The organism is Qipengyuania psychrotolerans, assembly GCF_019711355.1.
GTDB classification, from domain to species: Bacteria; Pseudomonadota; Alphaproteobacteria; order Sphingomonadales; family Sphingomonadaceae; genus Qipengyuania; species Qipengyuania psychrotolerans.
The window spans coordinates 748,036-765,530 of record NZ_CP081297.1; the positions used below are offsets into that span (position 1 = coordinate 748,036).

At 60.0% G+C, this 17,495-nt stretch carries 24 protein-coding genes; 17 read left to right on the forward strand and 7 right to left on the reverse strand.

Features of this window, described 5'->3' with window-relative positions:
• The 6 genes from K3166_RS03645 to pyrE are packed head-to-tail and all read right to left on the reverse strand — an operon-like array spanning position 1 to position 3,998.
• Positions 1-1,128 (reverse strand): AI-2E family transporter, encoded by a 1,128-nt coding sequence (locus K3166_RS03645; protein WP_221423338.1) that lies wholly within the window; start codon positions 1,126-1,128, stop codon positions 1-3.
• Entirely contained in the window at positions 1,129-2,001 is an 873-nt protein-coding gene (gene lepB / locus K3166_RS03650; RefSeq protein ID WP_247714715.1) for a signal peptidase I, read from the reverse strand.
• Positions 1,998-2,399 carry a holo-ACP synthase gene (gene acpS / locus K3166_RS03655; protein WP_221423340.1) on the reverse strand — a complete coding sequence of 134 codons (402 nt, stop codon included), beginning with the start codon at positions 2,397-2,399 and terminating at the stop codon, positions 1,998-2,000. The genes lepB and acpS overlap by 4 nt, the downstream gene beginning before the upstream one ends.
• Entirely contained in the window at positions 2,396-2,668 is a 273-nt protein-coding gene (locus K3166_RS03660; protein WP_221423341.1) for a pyridoxal phosphate biosynthetic protein, read from the reverse strand. Before K3166_RS03660 ends, acpS begins: the two co-directional genes overlap by 4 nt.
• On the reverse strand, positions 2,665-3,420 hold the full coding sequence (locus K3166_RS03665; protein ID WP_247714716.1) for a pyridoxine 5'-phosphate synthase: 756 nt from the start codon (positions 3,418-3,420) through the stop codon (positions 2,665-2,667). The genes K3166_RS03660 and K3166_RS03665 overlap by 4 nt, the downstream gene beginning before the upstream one ends.
• A complete protein-coding gene (pyrE, locus tag K3166_RS03670; protein WP_221423342.1) occupies positions 3,417-3,998 on the reverse strand; it encodes an orotate phosphoribosyltransferase in 582 nt (193 codons plus the stop codon). The genes K3166_RS03665 and pyrE overlap by 4 nt, the downstream gene beginning before the upstream one ends.
• A 224-nt stretch (positions 3,999-4,222) precedes the next feature.
• On the opposite strand from pyrE, the gene coxB reads away from it, so the two are divergent.
• The 15 genes from coxB (at position 4,223) to K3166_RS03745 (ending at position 15,822) form a co-directional block, all read left to right on the forward strand.
• Positions 4,223-5,278 carry a cytochrome c oxidase subunit II gene (gene coxB, locus K3166_RS03675; protein WP_247714717.1) on the forward strand — a complete coding sequence of 352 codons (1,056 nt, stop codon included), beginning with the start codon at positions 4,223-4,225 and terminating at the stop codon, positions 5,276-5,278.
• A gap of 54 nt (positions 5,279-5,332) precedes the next feature.
• A complete protein-coding gene (gene ctaD, locus K3166_RS03680) occupies positions 5,333-7,051 on the forward strand; it encodes a cytochrome c oxidase subunit I (RefSeq protein WP_221423343.1) in 1,719 nt (572 codons plus the stop codon).
• A 79-nt stretch (positions 7,052-7,130) separates the two neighbouring features.
• On the forward strand, positions 7,131-8,090 hold the full coding sequence (locus tag K3166_RS03685) for an alpha/beta fold hydrolase (RefSeq protein WP_247714718.1): 960 nt from the start codon (positions 7,131-7,133) through the stop codon (positions 8,088-8,090).
• A gap of 47 nt (positions 8,091-8,137) precedes the next feature.
• Positions 8,138-9,055, forward strand: a complete 918-nt coding sequence (locus K3166_RS03690) for a heme o synthase (protein ID WP_221423344.1) — start codon at positions 8,138-8,140, stop codon at positions 9,053-9,055.
• A gap of 124 nt (positions 9,056-9,179) precedes the next feature.
• Positions 9,180-9,752, forward strand: coding sequence for a cytochrome c oxidase assembly protein (locus K3166_RS03695; RefSeq protein WP_221423345.1), 573 nt, complete (start codon positions 9,180-9,182; stop codon positions 9,750-9,752).
• Positions 9,753-9,818: 66 nt separating this feature from the next.
• Positions 9,819-10,640, forward strand: coding sequence for a cytochrome c oxidase subunit 3 (locus K3166_RS03700; protein ID WP_221423346.1), 822 nt, complete (start codon positions 9,819-9,821; stop codon positions 10,638-10,640).
• Positions 10,640-11,029, forward strand: a complete 390-nt coding sequence (locus K3166_RS03705) for a DUF983 domain-containing protein (RefSeq protein WP_221423347.1) — start codon at positions 10,640-10,642, stop codon at positions 11,027-11,029. Before K3166_RS03700 ends, K3166_RS03705 begins: the two co-directional genes overlap by 1 nt.
• Complete coding sequence (locus K3166_RS03710) at positions 11,026-11,601, forward strand: SURF1 family protein (RefSeq protein ID WP_247714719.1); 576 nt, start codon at positions 11,026-11,028, stop codon at positions 11,599-11,601. The genes K3166_RS03705 and K3166_RS03710 overlap by 4 nt, the downstream gene beginning before the upstream one ends.
• A gap of 51 nt (positions 11,602-11,652) precedes the next feature.
• Positions 11,653-13,044: a threonine synthase gene (gene thrC, locus K3166_RS03715; protein ID WP_221423348.1), complete on the forward strand. Its 1,392-nt coding sequence runs from the start codon at positions 11,653-11,655 to the stop codon at positions 13,042-13,044.
• Positions 13,044-13,937 (forward strand): RsmD family RNA methyltransferase, encoded by an 894-nt coding sequence (locus K3166_RS03720; protein WP_221423349.1) that lies wholly within the window; start codon positions 13,044-13,046, stop codon positions 13,935-13,937. Before thrC ends, K3166_RS03720 begins: the two co-directional genes overlap by 1 nt.
• Positions 13,938-13,945: 8 nt before the next feature.
• A complete protein-coding gene (locus tag K3166_RS03725) occupies positions 13,946-14,320 on the forward strand; it encodes a dihydroneopterin aldolase (RefSeq protein ID WP_221423350.1) in 375 nt (124 codons plus the stop codon).
• Entirely contained in the window at positions 14,317-14,619 is a 303-nt protein-coding gene (locus K3166_RS03730; RefSeq protein WP_221423351.1) for a Rossmann fold domain-containing protein, read from the forward strand. Before K3166_RS03725 ends, K3166_RS03730 begins: the two co-directional genes overlap by 4 nt.
• Complete coding sequence (locus K3166_RS03735) at positions 14,619-14,861, forward strand: MoaD/ThiS family protein (RefSeq protein ID WP_221423352.1); 243 nt, start codon at positions 14,619-14,621, stop codon at positions 14,859-14,861. The genes K3166_RS03730 and K3166_RS03735 overlap by 1 nt, the downstream gene beginning before the upstream one ends.
• Complete coding sequence (locus K3166_RS03740) at positions 14,854-15,321, forward strand: molybdenum cofactor biosynthesis protein MoaE (protein ID WP_247714720.1); 468 nt, start codon at positions 14,854-14,856, stop codon at positions 15,319-15,321. Before K3166_RS03735 ends, K3166_RS03740 begins: the two co-directional genes overlap by 8 nt.
• A 75-nt stretch (positions 15,322-15,396) precedes the next feature.
• A complete protein-coding gene (locus K3166_RS03745) occupies positions 15,397-15,822 on the forward strand; it encodes a hypothetical protein (RefSeq protein ID WP_221423353.1) in 426 nt (141 codons plus the stop codon).
• Positions 15,823-15,878: 56 nt separating this feature from the next.
• Here K3166_RS03745 and K3166_RS03750 read toward each other — a convergent pair whose 3' ends face one another.
• Entirely contained in the window at positions 15,879-16,391 is a 513-nt protein-coding gene (locus K3166_RS03750) for a hypothetical protein (RefSeq protein WP_221423354.1), read from the reverse strand.
• Positions 16,392-16,581: 190 nt separating this feature from the next.
• On the opposite strand from K3166_RS03750, the gene rplU reads away from it, so the two are divergent.
• Together rplU and rpmA are read left to right on the forward strand one after the other, a co-directional pair.
• Complete coding sequence (gene rplU, locus K3166_RS03755) at positions 16,582-17,091, forward strand: 50S ribosomal protein L21 (protein ID WP_221423355.1); 510 nt, start codon at positions 16,582-16,584, stop codon at positions 17,089-17,091.
• A gap of 12 nt (positions 17,092-17,103) precedes the next feature.
• Positions 17,104-17,373 carry a 50S ribosomal protein L27 gene (gene rpmA, locus K3166_RS03760; protein WP_221423356.1) on the forward strand — a complete coding sequence of 90 codons (270 nt, stop codon included), beginning with the start codon at positions 17,104-17,106 and terminating at the stop codon, positions 17,371-17,373.
• Positions 17,374-17,495 lie beyond the last annotated feature (122 nt).

Genomic DNA, 17,495 nt, shown 5'->3' on the forward strand with positions numbered 1-17,495 from the left:
TCAGGCGGTAGCCTCCTGTTGAGTACCGGCCTCGTCCCCATTATCCAGGCGGTTCGACCTTCTCTCCAAGGCAACCTTGATCATGGCGAGCATGGGATCCGCGAGGGCAAGGCCGAGGATGCCGAATAGCACTCCGAAAATAAGCTGCGCCGACAGGACAAGCCCGGGGGCCAGGTCGACTGTTTTCTTCGCGATCATCGGGACGAGGATGTAGCCATCGAAGTTCTGGACGAGGAAGTAGACGAAGATCGTGTAGAGACCCATGTCGACGCCGCCCGAAAAACCGACCAAGACCATCAGCACGCCGGAAACGATCGCGCCGATGTTGGGAATGAAGGCAAGCAATCCGGTGAGCAGACCAAGCAGTGCAGCCATCGGAACACCGTAAAGCGCCAGCAGCGCCCAAGTGAAAATGCCCTCCGCAACCATGCCAACCAAACGTCCTGCCAGCAGACGGCGCAGGGTATAGGCCTGGTGGCTCAGCGTGTCATAAAAAGCCTCGCGCCGGTTCGCGGGCACCATCCAGGCCACGCCGCGCTCGTAGATACGGGGGTCGATGGCGAAATAGACCCCGATGATCATGATCAGGACAAGCGTCGTCAGACCACCGAAAATCCCGCCGATCGCGCGGGTCACGGTGCCGACACCGCTGGCCATGCTGCCAACGAAATTCTCGATATTGTCCATGTTGATGGCAAAGCCCTGATCGCTCAACCACGCTGCCAGTCGTCCCAGCTGTTCATTGATGATGGCCGGGAACTCGGCAGCTTGCTGGGAGATCTGCGACCCTGCAAACATTCCGAGCCAGATCAGGAATGCTGCGGCGAAGATCAAGACGATCGCAACACGCCAGCCGCGCCCGATGGGCAAAACCTTTGCAAGCAGGCGGGCACCGCCATCGATCATACAGCCGAACACCATCGCGCCGAAGATCACCAGCAGCGATTGGGACAGGTGCACGGCGAGAGCGATCAGGCCGATGACGAGACCCCAAACGAGTGCGCGGCCCGCTTCATGGCGCAGGCGGGGGTCGTGGATGTGTGCAGGGCTGCGACCGGGCTCTCCGTGATGAGCGAGATCGCTTTGGTTCACGGTGTTATCTTGTTTGTCAGTGGTTTGCTCGACCATCTATTCTGTGTTCCCCTGCGCAATTGCCGGGCGCAGAGTGGTCCAGGCACGATCATCGCGCAAGCTGGTAAACCAGGTGACGGGATTGAGGCTGGTCGTGCCATCGAGCGAGAAGGTGATAAATTCCGCGCGGCCGCCGATATTCTCGAGCGGAACAGGCCCCAGTAATCCGCGTGAGGAGTTCAATTCGCGGCTATCGGAGGAATGGTCGCGGTTATCGCCCATCACGAAGACGTGGCCTTCGGGAATTTTCATCTCGGCGAAGTTGTCTAGCGCCGAGCGCGTATGATCGATCACCAGATAGTTCGCTCCGTTGGGCATGGTTTCCCTCAGGACCGGAACCCGGCACACTTCCTCGCCTAATGGAGCGGTGGCGAAGAAAGCAGGATCGCCAAACCCCAGGCAGTCCGAGTTGGCATCGATCGGCAGGTCGCGAGCGGGTTCGACCTGCTGAGGGATCCGCTCGCCGTTCAAGACGATCTGGCCATTGCGCACAGCGATTGTGTCACCGGGCAGGGCTACGACGCGTTTGATGTAATCTTCGTCGCGTTCGGGATGGACCGGAATGACGATGTCGCCATATTCCGGGGTAGAGCCTGCCAGCCTCCAGTCTCCGCGAGGCGCGAGATGGAAACTGACCGAAGACCAGTTCCAGCCGTAAGGATATTTGCTCACCACCAGTCGGTCACCGACCAACAGGTTCGGCAGCATCGATTCCGAAGGAATGTAGAACGGCTTTGCGATAAAACTGTGAAACGCGAAGACGGCGAGCAGCATTAGAGCGAGGCCGCGAATTTCCGCGATCCAATCGACTTTCTCGTCCTTGGTTTTCGTGGGTTTGGTTTCGGTCACAGCCGGGTTGTCGATACTCAAGCGGGATGGGCCTCGATGATGACGAAGGCTTGCGCCCATGGATGATCGTCGGTGAGGGTGAGATGAATGCGCGGCTCATGGCCGTGCGGGATCATTTCGGCAAGCCTTTGTGCAGCGCCGCCCTCGAGGGCCAGTGTCGGAGCACCTGAGGGGGCATTGACCACGCCGATGTGCTTCATGAATACGCCGCGCCTGAAGCCGGTGCCCACCGCCTTGGAGAAAGCTTCCTTAGCCGCAAATCGCTTTGCATAGGTTCCGGCGATGGTGAAGGGCCGGCGCCGCGCCTTGGCACGCTCGATCTCGGTAAAAACCCGGTTTTCGAACCGCTCGCCATAGCGGTCGAGCGAGTTCTGGATCCGCTCGATATTGCACAGGTCAGAACCCATTCCGATGATCATGTTACCCCCATGACTATGAGAACCAGCATGGCGGCCATCATCCAGTGCAAAAAGACTTGTGCCTTCACCAAGGGGTGATTGATCTGACCGCCAGACCTTTTGAACGATCCAGCATAGCCGATAATCTGGATGATGGGCCAACCGATTGCGAACGCCAGCAAGACTTGCCGCGAAAAGGCAATGCCGAGCAGCGCAATGCTCAAGAGAAATGGAATGATAGCCGCCAGTGCCCAGAATTTCTCGGCGCGGGTCAGGCCGCCTTCGCTCACCGCGCGTCGTCCATCAATTCACGCATATGCCGAACCGCTTCCTCGAGGCCTACGAACACCGCTTCGCCAACGAGATAGTGGCCAATGTTGAGTTCGGCGATCTGCGGGATCGCTGCGATCGGCTGCACATTTTCGTAGGTCAGGCCGTGGCCCGCGTGAGGCTCGATCCCGTTCTTGGCAGCGAGCGCAGCAATGTCGGCGATCCGTTTCAGTTCACGAGACATTCGCTCGCTGTCGCCGTCTAGGTGAGCATGAGCGTATTCACCGGTATGGAATTCGACCACAGGAACGCCGAGTCGTAAGGCGGCATCCAGCTGGCGTTCGTCGGCCTCGATGAACAGGGACACGCGAATGCCGTTGTCCTTCAGTTTCCACACGATTGGCGCGAGCGTATTGTGCTGGCCCGCCGCGTCTAGGCCGCCTTCGGTTGTTCGCTCTTCGCGCTTTTCAGGCACGATGCAGGCCGCATGTGGCATGTGCCTTAGCGCGATTGCGAGCATTTCCTCGGTGGCAGCCATCTCGAGATTGAGCGGGAGGTCGGTCGCCTCCTGGATGCGCTTGAGATCGTCATCGCGGATATGGCGCCGGTCTTCGCGCAAATGGGCTGTGATACCGTCGCCGCCAACCTGCGCGACGATCTGTGCGGCACGAACGGGATCGGGATGGTCGCCGCCGCGCGCATTGCGGATGGTCGCGACGTGGTCGATGTTGACGCCCAACCTGAGCGGATTGTGGCGCAGTAGACCGGTCAATCCTTGCGGCTCCCCGGCTTGGTCACCTCGATGGCGGCCAGTTCATCTGGAATTTCATCGTCAGCGTAGGTCGGGAAGGTGATGTCGACCAATGGGAAAAAGGGAACGCCCAGATCGGCCGCGCCATTGCTGCGGTCGACCAGCGCGACTTCGGCGATCACTTCCCCGCCTTCGCGTCCGACGGCCGCGATCGCTTCGCGGCTGGAAAGTCCGGTGGTGACGACATCTTCGACCATGAGCACTTTGGCACCCTTGTCGATGCGAAAACCTCGGCGCAGGTGAAATTCACCGTCGGGCCGCTCGAGGAACATTGCATCCTTGCCAAGTGCGCGGCCCATTTCCTGGCCGATGATAATCCCGCCCATGGCTGGACTGATCACTACGTCGATCTCGTTACGGATTTCGCGCGGGATTTTCTGGGCGAGGGCAAAGGCCAGTCGGCCAGCCCTCTCCGGGTTCATCAGCACGCGCGCGCATTGCAGGTAATGTCCACTGTGCCGCCCGCTGGAGAGCATGAAATGCCCTTCGAGCAGAGCTTCGCTGGCGCGGAATTCGGAAAGGATTTCGTCATCGTTCATATGGATTCGGCACAAAGCGCCTTGAGGCCGATTGCGCAAGAGGCAATGCGACTTGCACATTTTTATCCTCCTAACGCTTGAGGCATACGTTTAGTCTGCCTATAGGGCGGCCCAACCGGACCCTCTGCTAATGGGTCGATTGCGCCTGCGCCGATTTAAGACGATCGGCATATTAGCGTCAGGAATGTCCGGATGATGACACGACACGAAAGAGTGCCAAGATAATGAAAACTCTCGGTTTCCACCGTATTGTTGCCAGCATCGCGATGGCTTTCGCGCTGATTTTCGGTTCGCAAGCTGCGCTGGCGCAGGACGCTGCAGAAGCGACTTCGACAGAACAGCTCGAATCCGTTGATCCGGCGCAGGCTGCAGACGTTGCAGACGCGGATGCGGTCGTAGACGGCAGCAGCGGTTATACCCCGATGGCTCCGACCGAAGGGATCGGCATGCCGGTGGATCGCGGACTGGATATCCAGCAGCAGTTTTCCGAGACTGGCGAATATGCCTACGGCCTCCACATCGGCCTGATCTGGGTAATGGCGATCATCAGCCTCTTCGTACTTGGCCTGATGCTTTATACGATGTTCCGCTTCCGCAGGAGCGCAAACCCAGTCCCGTCCAAGACGAGCCACAATACGACAATCGAAGTCATCTGGACTGTCGTTCCGGCGCTTATCCTGCTCGGCATCGCGATCCCATCGATCACGCTGCTTGCCAAGCAGTACGAACCGATCCCGAAGGACGCGATCACGATCAAGGCCACCGGCTACCAGTGGTATTGGGGCTACACCTATCCGGACAACGGCGATTTCGAGATCATCTCGAACATGCTTGATGACAAGGAAGCTGATGCCAGGGGCGAGCCGCGCCAGCTTGCAGTCGACAACCGCATGGTTGTCCCGGTCGGCGTGCCGATCCGCTTGCAGACTACTGCCGCCGACGTAATCCATTCATTCGCGGTGCCGAGCCTCTGGTTCAAGCATGACGCGGTGCCCGGACGTCTCAATGAGAAAATCCTCATCGTCGACAAGCCCGGTGTCTATTACGGTCAGTGTTCGGAACTCTGCGGTGCACGGCATGCCTACATGCCCATCACCGTCGAAGCTTTGCCGATGGACAAATACAATGCATGGGTTCTGGCGCAGGGCGGTAGTATCGCTGGTGCCTCAGAAGCCGGTATCGAAGCCAATCCCGAAGCCGCTCCCATGCAGGAGCCGGAAAGCACTGTTGAAGGTGCTGCGGGTGCGGGTGAATTCCCGGTTGAAAACCCGACGACCTGATTAACGTTTAGATTTCAGTCCGACTGACGAACACGCATTCGAGAGTATAGCAAGATGGCCACTACTGCCGACAGCTTCCAGGCTCACGCCGATGACCACGCACATGATGCCGACCACAAGCCCGGCTTCTTCGCGCGCTGGTTCATGTCCACTAACCACAAGGACATCGGCACACTCTACCTGATCTTCGCGATCATCGCGGGCATCGTGGGTGGTGCCATTTCCGGCATCATGCGCATGGAGCTGGCCGAACCTGGCATCCAGTACCTCCAGTACTGGGCCAATTTGATGGGCGGCACGTCGGACATCGATAGCGCGCTCCATATGTGGAACGTGTTCATCACCGCACACGGCCTGATCATGGTGTTCTTCATGGTCATGCCGGCAATGATCGGCGGCTTCGGCAACTGGTTCGTCCCGTTGATGATCGGTGCGCCTGACATGGCGTTCCCGCGCATGAACAACATCTCGTTCTGGCTGACGGTGGCGGGCTTCTTCTCGCTGTTGTTCTCGCTGTTCGTACCTGGCGGTATTGGCCCGGGCGCAGGCGTTGGCTGGACAGTTTACGCACCGCTTTCGACTTCCGGTTCGACCGGTCCGGCAGTCGATTTCGCGATCTTCTCGCTCCACCTCGCGGGCGCAGGCTCGATCTTGGGTGCGACCAACTTCATCACCACCATCTTCAACATGCGTGCGCCGGGCATGACCCTGCACAAGATGCCGCTGTTCGTATGGTCGGTGCTTGTAACCGCATTCCTGCTGCTGCTGGCCCTGCCGGTACTCGCGGCCGCGATCACCATGCTGATTACCGACCGTAACTTCGGCACGACCTTCTTCGACCCGGCAGGCGGCGGCGATCCCGTCCTTTACCAGCACCTGTTCTGGTTCTTCGGTCACCCCGAAGTGTACATCATGATCCTGCCGGGCTTCGGCATGGTCTCGCAGATCGTGGCAACCTTCAGCCGCAAGCCGGTCTTCGGCTATCTCGGTATGGCCTATGCCATGGTTGCGATCGGTGTCGTCGGCTTCGTCGTGTGGGCGCACCACATGTACACCGTCGGTCTCGACGTTAACACGAAGATGTACTTCACCGCGGCGACGATGGTCATCGCAGTGCCGACCGGCGTTAAGATCTTCAGCTGGATTGCCACGATGTGGGGCGGCTCTATCGAGTTCAAATCCCCGATGGTCTGGGCGCTCGGCTTCATCTTCCTGTTCACCGTCGGCGGCGTCACCGGCGTGTACCTCGCCAATGGCGGCGTGGACGATGTGGTGCACGACACCTACTTCGTGGTTGCCCACTTCCACTACGTGCTTTCGATGGGTGCCGTGTTCTCGCTCTTCGCCGGGTTCTATTACTGGTTCCCCAAGATGAGCGGCCGCATGCACAGCGAATTCCTCGCGCACCTGCACTTCTGGGGCTTCTTCATCGGCGTGAACGTGATCTTCTTCCCGCAGCACTTCTTGGGCTGGCAGGGTATGCCGCGTCGCTATCCGGACTACGCGGAAGCATACACCTACTGGAACGAGATCAGTACGTTCGGTTACATGATCATGGCTGCTTCGATGCTCGTGTTCTTTGTGAACATCTTCTACGCATTCGTTGCCGGCAAGAAGGCTGAAGCGAACTATTGGGGCGAAGGCGCGACAACGCTCGAATGGACGCTGTCCAGCCCGCCGCCGTTCCACCAGTTCAGCGAACTTCCCGTGATCGAAGAACATCACGACTATCACGATCACACGCCGCGCGGTGCGAAGCCCGCAGAAGCTTGATCGTCTGATACTGGACAATAACAAGCGGCCGGTCCCATGAGGGATCGGCCGCTTTGTTTTGCGTGAAAGGATTCCAGCGATGCCCGCAATGCAGAATATCGATGTCGGTGAACTGACCCTGCGGTGCGCTGTCGAGGGCGAGGGACCGCTGGTAATCATGGTCCACGGCTTTCCCGAGAGCTGGTACAGTTGGCGCCACCAGATCGGACCGGTTGCGGATGCCGGTTTCACCGCCTGCGCAATCGATGTGCGCGGCTATGGCGGCTCAGGCAAACCGGATCCGGTCGAAGCGTATTCGATGGAACGGATCGTCGGTGACCTGGTCGGCCTGAGGATGGCGCTCCAGCCTGACCGGCCAGCGATCCTTGTCGGGCACGATTGGGGCGCTCCTATCGTATGGAACAGCGCGCTCACCCATCCCGAACATTTCCGCGCGGTGGCTGGCCTGTCCGTCCCGTTTGCGGGTGTGCCCGCGCGCCCCTTTTCCGAAGTGTTCCGCGAACATTTCACGTCACAGGGCAAATACTTTTACCAGGAATATTTCCAAGCCGAAGGCGTCGCTGAAGCGGAAGCGGAGGCGGACCCGCGCGATTGGGTACACCGCATGATGTATTCGATCAGCGGCGACGTTCCTGCCGGCGCTTATTGGGACAAGGAATATGGCGCAACCTTCCTCGAGGGATTGCCCGACCCGCAGCCGGTTCCGTGGCTGACCGAAGCCGACATGGATTATTACGAGGGCGAATTCCGCCAATCCGGTTTTCGCGGACCGCTTAACCGGTATCGCAATCACGAACGGGATTTTGAATGGCTCAAGGCGTGGCAGGGAAAGCGGATCGAACAGCCCGCCCTGTTCATCGGCGGGACGCGTGATCCTGCCACCTACCTGTTCGGTGCAGTGACTGATCCGATCGCCATGATGCGCATGTTCGCACCCAAGGTTGAGGGGCATATCCTCGAAGGTGTCGGCCATTGGACGCAGCAGGAAAGGCCCGAGGAAGTCAATCGCTTGCTATTGGATTGGCTAGGGCGCCTCTGAGCCCTTTATCGGAAGGTCGTTTCACCCTATATGCGCAATCGATTCCCATGACCCAGGCTGTTCCCACCCAGCTCCCAGCGGATTGGCGCGATTTTTACGCGCTCACCAAGCCGCGCGTGATGAGCCTCGTGATCTTCACCGGCCTGTGCGGCTTGCTCGCCGCGCCGGGGAGCATCAATCCCGTAATCGGCTTTACCGCGATCCTGTGCATTGCACTGGGCGCGGGCGGGGCCGCAGCGCTCAATCAGTGGTGGGAAGCGGATCTCGATGCAGGGATGAAGCGTACCGCGCAGCGTCCGCTGCCGACCGGCAAGATGCAGCGTACCGATGCGCGTGATTTCGGCATCCTGATTTCGGCAGCTTCTGTGATGATCATGGGGCTGGCCGTGAACTGGCTTTCCGCAGCGATCCTGGCGTTCTCGATTTTCTATTACGCCGTGATCTACACGATCTGGCTCAAACCCCGCACGCCCCAGAATATCGTGATCGGCGGCGGCGCAGGCGCGTTTCCCCCGTTGATCGGTTGGGTCGCAGTGACAGGCGACATCACCCTGATGCCGGTTCTGCTGTTTGCGATTATCTTCACCTGGACACCGCCGCATTTCTGGGCGCTCGCCCTGTTCGTGCAGAGCGATTACGCCAAGGTGGGCATCCCCATGATGCCCGTGGTCAAAGGTGCCAAATCCACCCGCCGCCAGATACTGGCCTATTCGGTCATCTTGGTGCCGGTCGCGGTTGCTCCGTGGCTCATCGGCGGGACCGGACCGGTTTACGGGATTGCAGCCATCGTCTTGTCGCTTGCTTTCCTGCTACTGTCTTTCCCGGTCGCGTTTCGCGAACCTGTGGAAGGCGACAAGATGCTGCCCGAAAAACGCCTGTTCGGTTTTAGCATCCTTTACCTCTTCGCCCTTTTTGCCGCGCTGGTCGCCGACCGGTTCGCCGCCCAATACGGAGCATTCGCATGACCCCCGAGGAAGAAGCCGAATTTAAGCGCCGCCAGAAAAGCCGCAACCTTGTGCTAGGCGGTATCCTTCTCTTCCTCGCCGTGCTTTTCTACATGATCACAATCGCTAGGATGTGAGGACGTAAATGACTGCTGCCACGCTCGAACAACGCAAGACCCGCACCGCGATGCTGGCCCTGCTTGGCGCTTGCGCGATGCTCGGTCTCGGTTATGCGGCGGTGCCGCTGTATGAATTGTTCTGCCAGGTCACGGGTTTTGGCGGAACCACCCAGCGCGCCACTGAAAGCGAAGCCAGCCTTGCCGAGCGCATGGGCCAGGCAGCCGGCGGCAAGCAAATTTCCATCCGCTTCGACGGTTCGGTAGCGCCGGGCCTTGGCTGGACCTTCCGCCCCGAACAGTTGACCGACACGGTCACGATCGGACAGCGCGACATGGCGATTTATGTCGCGAAGAATAACGGTACGGAGCCGGTGACCGGAACGGCGACATTCAATGTTACCCCGGTTCAGGCGGGTGCCTATTTCAACAAGATCCAGTGTTTCTGCTTTACGGAACAGACGCTGCAGGCCGGGCAGGAAGTGCGCATGCCCGTGCTGTACTTCGTCGATCCCAAGGCGCTGGACGATCCCAATATGGAGGGTGTCGAACAGATCACCCTCTCGTACACTTTCCACCGCGCTATAGATTCTGGGGAGTAGACCCTAGACCCGCGCGCCGAGGCGCTTTAAGGGCAGCGCGCAACGCGAATACAGGACGCGAGTAAAATGGCTGGCAACGTCAATCACGAATATCACATTCTCGAACCCGATATCTGGCCGTTCATCGGCTCGTTGTCGGCGCTTACTTTCACCAGCGGCATGGTGCTGTTCATGCACGATATGTCGAGCGCGCACCTTGTGCTTGGCCTCGGCATTGCCGGTCTGATCGCCACGTTCTTCGCGTGGTTCAGCAACATCGTGAAGGAAGCCCAGCGGGGTGACCATACACCAGTTGTCCAGCTGCACATGCGTTACGGCATGATCCTGTTCATCGCTTCGGAAGTCATGTTTTTCGTTGGCTGGTTCTGGAGCTGGTTCGACTTTTCGCTGTTCCCCTCGGAAATCTCCGAGGTGGTCGGCGGCGTCTGGCCGCCTGCAGCCATCGAAGAAGTTATCAACCCCTTCAGCCTTCCGCTGCTCAACACCATGATCCTGCTGTGTTCGGGTACCACGGTTACGTGGGCGCACCATTCGCTGATCCATGGCGATCGTGAGGGGCTGAAGAAGGGCCTGTGGCTTACGATCCTGCTTGGCGCGGTGTTCACCTGCATCCAGGCCTATGAGTACGGCGTTGCGCCGTTCGCATTTGGCGGCAACACCTACAGCTCGGCCTTCTATATGGCGACCGGGTTCCACGGCTTCCACGTTCTGGTCGGTACGATCTTCCTGATCGTCTGCCTTGTCCGCACCTACAAGGGCCACTTTACCCCGCGCCAGCACTTCGGTTTCGAAGCGGCTGCATGGTACTGGCACTTCGTCGATGTGGTGTGGTTGTTCCTCTTCGCCGTCGTCTACGTCTGGGGCGGATGGGGCGCCGAATTCCACTGATGCCGTCCGGTTCGCCGGAACATGAAAAGGGGCAGCCGGGCATTGGCCAGGCTGCCCTTTTCGGTTTGTGTCCCAAGTGCGGATCGAAAACGATGTTCGCAGGAATGCTGGCGTTCGCAGATCGGTGCCGCGTTTGCAGCCTCGACTTCTCGCGGTTCAATGTGGGTGACGGACCAGCCGCGCTGGTAACGCTCGCAGTGGGCACGATCACCGTGGCGCTGGCGATCTGGCTTCAACTATCGGTCGAGCCGCCACTATGGGTACACGCTGTCCTCTGGATCCCGCTGACGCTGGTGCTGGTTATCGGGATGCTGCGCGTAACCAAGGCTGGTTTGCTTGCCAGTGAATACCAGAACCAGGCCGGTGAGGCAGGAAGAATAGACCCGTGAAAAGCATTCCCGTCATTCCGTCGATAATCGTGGGCGCGGCGATTGCGGTCATGATCGCATTGGGCTTCTGGCAGCTTGGCCGGATGGACGAGAAGGAAGCGCTTATCGTCCGGGCCGAGCAGGCCCTGAAAATGTCTGCTGAGGTCGAATACCCTTCCGATCCCGCGTCGATTGACGACGTTATCTACCGCAGGACCAGTGTCACCTGTGAGAGCGCCAGCGGGTGGACAACCGTCGCCGGGACAAGCGCCCGCGGCGAGAAGGGCGTGGCTCAGAGGGTATCGTGCCAACGCCCCGATGCCGAGCCGCTTACCGTCGATATCGGATGGTCCCGCGATCCCGCACCAGTCGAATGGGCTGGCGGCGAAGTCAGCGGTGTGATCGCACCGGGCGGCCGAATTGTCGCAACCACCGGTCTGGCTGGTCTTGAGCCTCTCGCGGCACCTGATCCGCGCAACTTGCCGAACAACCACCTTGCCTATGCTGGGCAGTGGTTCTTTTTCGCCCTTACGGCCCTGGTGATATACTTGCTTGCACTGCGCCGACCGGGCACTCGGGCTAAGGACGAATAAAGACCCGCTTGCTTGCTTGGCAGCATCGCCGCGTCTAACCGCTTTCGCGCAATGAAATATGTCTCCACCCGCGGCAGCGCTCCGGCGCTCGACTTTGCCGGCGTCACGCTGGCCGGCCTCGCAAATGATGGCGGCCTCTACGTACCTGAAGCATGGCCGCAATTCTCGGCCGATGAAATCGCTGCAATGCGCGGCCTGCCTTACGCGGAAGTCGCGGCGCGCGTCATGGAGCCATTCGTCGGCGATGGCCTGACGCCGGACAGACTGCGCGAATTGACGGACAAGGCTTACGGCCGCTTCGCGCATACGGCAGTGACACCGCTCGTCCAGCTCGACGAGCAACAATGGCTGCTGGAGCTTTTTCACGGCCCAACGCTCGCCTTCAAGGACGTGGCGTTGCAGATGCTGGGCTTGCTGTTCGAGGAGTTCCTCTCGCGGGAACAGGGTAGCCTGACCATTGTGGGCGCCACCAGCGGCGATACCGGCAGCGCAGCAATCGATGCCGTGGCGGGTCTCGATAATGTCGAGATATTCATGCTCCATCCCAAAGGGCGGGTGAGCGACGTTCAGCGCCGCCAGATGACCACGGTGCGCGCGCCCAACGTGCACAACATCGCGATCGATGGCAGCTTCGATGATGCGCAGGCGATGGTGAAACGCATCTTTGCTGACGAAGGTGTAACGGCGAAGCACCGGATCGGCGCGGTCAATTCAATCAACTGGGCGCGGCTGATGGCGCAGGTGGTGTATTACTTCACCTCGGCTCTCCAGCTCGGCGGACCGGAACGCAAAGTGGCTTTCAGCGTGCCGACCGGCAATTTCGGCGATGTCTTCGCAGGTCACGTGGCGGCGCGCATGGGCCTGCCAATCGAAAAGCTGCTGGTTGCCACCAATATCAACGATATCCTGCACCGCGCGCTGAGCCAGGGCGATTATTCGACCGGCACGGTAACCCCGACCGCCGCGCCCAGCATGGACATACAGGTCAGCTCCAATTTTGAACGCTTGCTGTTCGATGTGGGGGGACGCGACGGCTCGGCCATGGCCGAGCAGATGCGCGGCTTCGATGCAGCAAAGGCCATGCGCCTGACCAATGCGCAGCGCGAAGGCTCATCCGCGCTGTTTGCCAGTGCCAGAACCGATGCGGATGAAATGGCTCAGACCATGCGTTGGGCATTCGAACAATGCGGCGAATTGCTCGATCCGCATACTGCCATCGGACTGCATGCTGCGCGACGCGCCGGTATCGCGGCGGATATCCCGGTCGTCACACTCGCCACTGCGCACCCTGCCAAATTCCCTGACGCGGTCGAAAGAGCCACGGGCCTCCGCCCGCCGCTTCCTGCCCGGGTCGGCGACCTGTTTGCGCGAGAGGAGAGCTACGTCGAACTACCCGGAACCTATGAAGCGGTCCGCCGGCATATCCTGGAGCAAGCAAGCTGATGGCTGAGTTGATCCGCGATCCCATGCTCATGATTGGCGACGGGTGGGAATCCTACCGCCTGCTCGACAGCGGACATGGGCGAAAGTTCGAAGCCTATGGCGACTACCGCTTCATCCGCCCTGAACCACAGGCCATGTGGACGCCGCGGATGGAGGAATGGGATGCTCATGCCGAGTTCGTACCCGGCAGTGATGAGGACGGCGGCGGGCGCTGGCAATATTTCCGCGAGGTCCCGCGCGATGGCTGGCAACTGGGTTGGGGTGACGAAGTGCGCTTCACTGCGCACTGCACACCTTTTCGCCACCTTGGGTTTTTCCCCGACATGGCTCCGGTCTGGGACTGGATGGGCGAGAAACTGGACGGCCGCACTGATGCCGAAACACTCAACCTGTTTGGCTACACCGGTGTCGGGACGCAGGCCCTGAGCCGCTATGGGCCCGTGACCCATGTCGATGCGAGCAAGAAATCTGTAGCCCAGGCACGCGAGAATGCTGCCCTTTCCAGCGTCGGCGATCGCCCGATACGCTGGCTGGTCGACGATGCGAGCAAGTTCGCCGCCCGCGAAGTCCGCCGCGAAAACCGCTATGACGGTATCATCCTCGACCCGCCCAAATTCGGGCGCGGACCGAAAAACGAAACCTGGCGTCTCGAGCAGAGCCTGCCCGAACTCATTCAGGACTGCCGCGAGCTTCTCGACGAGAACAGCCGCTTCATGTTTCTGACAGTCTATGCTGTGCGCATGAGCAGCCTGGCACTTGGCGGATTGCTCGAAGAAGTATTCAGCGGGCTTCCGGGCACCATTGAACACGGCGACCTCGCAGTGCGCGAGACCGGCGAAAACGGACGGCACCTGCCCACCGCGATCTTCGCGCGCTGGTCCAATCCGGGTTAGGGAGAGCAATGGACGATTCGCTGATTCTCGAAGTTGCAGACTTCGAACACGACGTGCTCACCGGGATATATTCCGAGGAGACAGGCAAGCCGCAGCCATTGCGCTTCACGATCAAGGTAAGGATGAAACCGCTCCCCCATTACGATGCAGATACTTCGCTTGAGGATTCCAAGAACTACATGGACCTCAAGTTCGCAGCCTCCGGCGCGCTGCCAGAGGGCGTGCACTTCAAGCTTATCGAGGCGGTAGCGGACCACGTTTGCGAAACCCTGTTCCTGCAGGACAAGCGGGTCGAGGCGGTTACGGTCAAGATCGTGAAACTGGCCATCGCCGAGGCAGGCGAGAAGATCGGCATCACTCTCCACCGGGAACGGCGCGAATGAAGTGCATCACGGTCGAAGGGCTTCCGGACGAACCACTCGCCGCGGCGGGACTGTTTCACCAGAACTGGCTCGATCCGATCGAACGCGCGCTTGTCAGCGGCCAGCACGCCGTCGTTACTTTGCCGACAGCCGATCACACGCATGACGAGTGGCGCAGCGCGGCAGCCGCCATGCTGGCACGAAAACACACCCCGTTGCGCGTGAACCTGGTGGCGGGCGAAGGGAAAGCTCTCGACTCGGTGGTTGAATACCTGGCGAGGGCGCCGGGGGTCACCGGACATTATCTAAAGGCTGATTGATGGCGGTCGGTATTCTCTTCCTGGGTCCGCTGCGCGACATCGCGGGAAAGACGATGCTCGAGGTAGACGGTCCGCTCGACTGGCACGGCTTGCTGGCGGCTGTGGGGCCACGGGTAGCCGAACAATTGCGCGAAGAGCGCGTGAATGTCGCCTGCGCTGGCCTTGTCCTGCAGGACAAGCAGTCTCTTATGGCGAAAGACGGAGACGAGGTGGCCTTGCTGCCGCCGGTAAGCGGTGGCTAGGCTCACAATCTCACGGCCCCTGGATGTGCGGCTGCTGGAAAAGGGCATGTCGATCGGCGAAGGACTGGCCGCTTTCGATGCTGCCTATTCCCAAGCGGGGGCATCGACCTCCTTTATCGGCAAAGTTCGCCCTGACGGGGGCGTGGAGGCGCTCGAACTCAGCCACTACGAACCGCTGACTCTTGCCGGGATGCAAGCTCTGGCCGAGACCATCGCCGAGCGGTTCGTTCTGGACGGACTCCTGATGTGGCACCGCGTCGGCGTCATGACGCCGGGCCAGCCAATCGTGCTGGTCGCAGCTGCCGCACCGCACAGACGCGCCGCTTTCGATGCCGCCGACTGCGCGATGGACCACCTGAAATCTGCAGCCTGGTTCTGGAAACGGGAGCGCCGTGAAGACGGCTGGCACTGGATCGAACCGCGCAGCGACGACTACCGCGATCTGGAAAGATGGAAATAATCCAAGGCATTTGATCTCGATCAAGGAAATGCCGCTGACCGAGGGCCATCAAGTCTCCAACAAAGGAGATCCAGAATGGTTAAGCACTTCAGCCGCGAACTGATCACCGAGCAGGCCCGCATCGTCGACTCCCCGGTCAAGCATCACGAAGTCGATCGCACGTTCGAATTGCCCAAAGCGATCTACGGGATGACCGTTGCGCTTTACCTTGGCTTTTTTGCAATCATGGCGACTGGCTTGCCAAGCGCCGGCTTGATCATTCCCATGGTGATCTTCACGCTACTGGTGCTCGCCGGCTTCGGTGTTCCGGCGATCTGGACCAGGCTGGCACCTGCTACGAAGTCGAAGCCCATGACATATGGCAAGCTTCGCTCTCAGGGGATTTCCACGCTGACAGGCCGGCTTCCAGCCAGGGACGCGGCGATCCAGGTCCTGATCCTGCCGGTCGTGGTGTTCTGCTGGGGAATCGTTGCAGTTACCATCGCATCTGTGGTGCGATAGGAGAGGGGCGCGGGAAGGGCTCGATCGAGAGGCCTCCCGCGTTTCCCTGAAAATGTTTACCGGATACGCCCGCGCAGCTGTGCGAGCGTTTCGTCTTGTGCCGCAATGATTGAAACGATTTCGTCGCGTGTTGTTTCGATCTGGCTTGCATCCTGCGCTGCAGCGCGGGCGGCCGTGTAAAGGATATCGATATCGGCCAGCGGCACCGCGCTGACGCTGCGTGCCGATTCCAGCTCGGACAGGGCGACTTGCGCAGAGGCCCACGCCCGGCTTTCGGTATCGCTATTTGCTGCGGCACCTACCAAGCGCTGCGCCCGAGGGGCCACTTCCAGGAAAATTTCATTCCCCGACCGTGCTTCACCGACGAGCCGGTCGAGCGTCTCTCCGAGCGGAGCGGTCATGTCGATATCAACCGGCGGGACGTCGATTGTCTCGCGCGTCGGTGCCGCGAAGCTGCCTTCAACCCGCTCCACATCCCTGATTGCGAGAGAGGGGTAATCGCTGGTGGTCCCGGCGCAGGCACCAAGAACAAGGGTGAGGGGAAGGCAAAGGCTTGCAAATCTCGGCATGGCGCTCACATAGCACGCACATGCCTGCGTGCCAGCGGGAAAGGCAAAAAATGCCACCAGTCATCGTTGACTTGGTGGCGTGATTCGCCTAACGGCACGCTTCTTTCCGGGCCTTCCCTTGGGTTGGTCGACGGGCGCGCCGTAGATTCGCAAGGACGCGGCACAGCAATTTGAACGAGAGATAACGACGATGTTCGCAGTAGTGCGCACGGGCGGCAAGCAGTACCGGGTTGCCGCCGGAGACAAGATCGCGGTTGAGAAACTGGCTGGCGAAGCCGGCGATACCATCACGCTGGGCGATGTCCTGCTCGCAGGCGAAGGCGACAAGCTTTCGGATGCCGGCAAGGTCACTGTTTCGGCAGAGATCATCGCCCAGGCGAAGAGCGAAAAGGTCATCGTTTTCAAAAAGCGTCGCCGTCACAACTATCGCCGCAAGAACGGTCACCGTCAGATGATGACGCTGCTCCGTATTACTGCGGTTGGCGATTCGAAGGCTGAGAAGAAGGCTGCTCCCAAGAAGGAAGCTGCTCCCAAGGCTGAAACGAAGAAGGCCGCTCCGACGAAGGACACTTCTGAAGAGAAGGCTGCGCCCAAGGCCAAGAAGGCTGCACCTGTGAAGGCTGCTGCTACCAAGGCTGCTCCGGCCAAGAAGGCAGCGCCCAAGAAGGCCGCCGCCAAAAAGACCGAATCCAAGAAGTAAGGAAACCGAACCATGGCACATAAAAAAGCAGGCGGTTCGTCGCGTAACGGTCGCGATTCAGCTGGCCGTCGCCTCGGTGTAAAGAAGTTCGGCAGCGAGAACGTGATCGCCGGCAACATTATCGTGCGTCAGCGCGGCACCAAGTTCTATCCGGCTGTCAACGTCGGCATGGGCAAGGACCACACGCTGTTCGCGCTTACCGACGGCACTGTCCGATTCCACTCGGGCAAGCTCGGCCGCAAATACGTATCGGTCGACCAAATGGCGGAAGCCGCCGAATAACCGGACTATCCGATAACGGGATCGTCCAAACGGAACGGTCCCAGCCAGGCTAACGATCTGGCAGACGAAGAGGGAGATGGGGCCGACCCGTCTCCCTCTTGTCGTTTCTCCCTCTTCGCAAA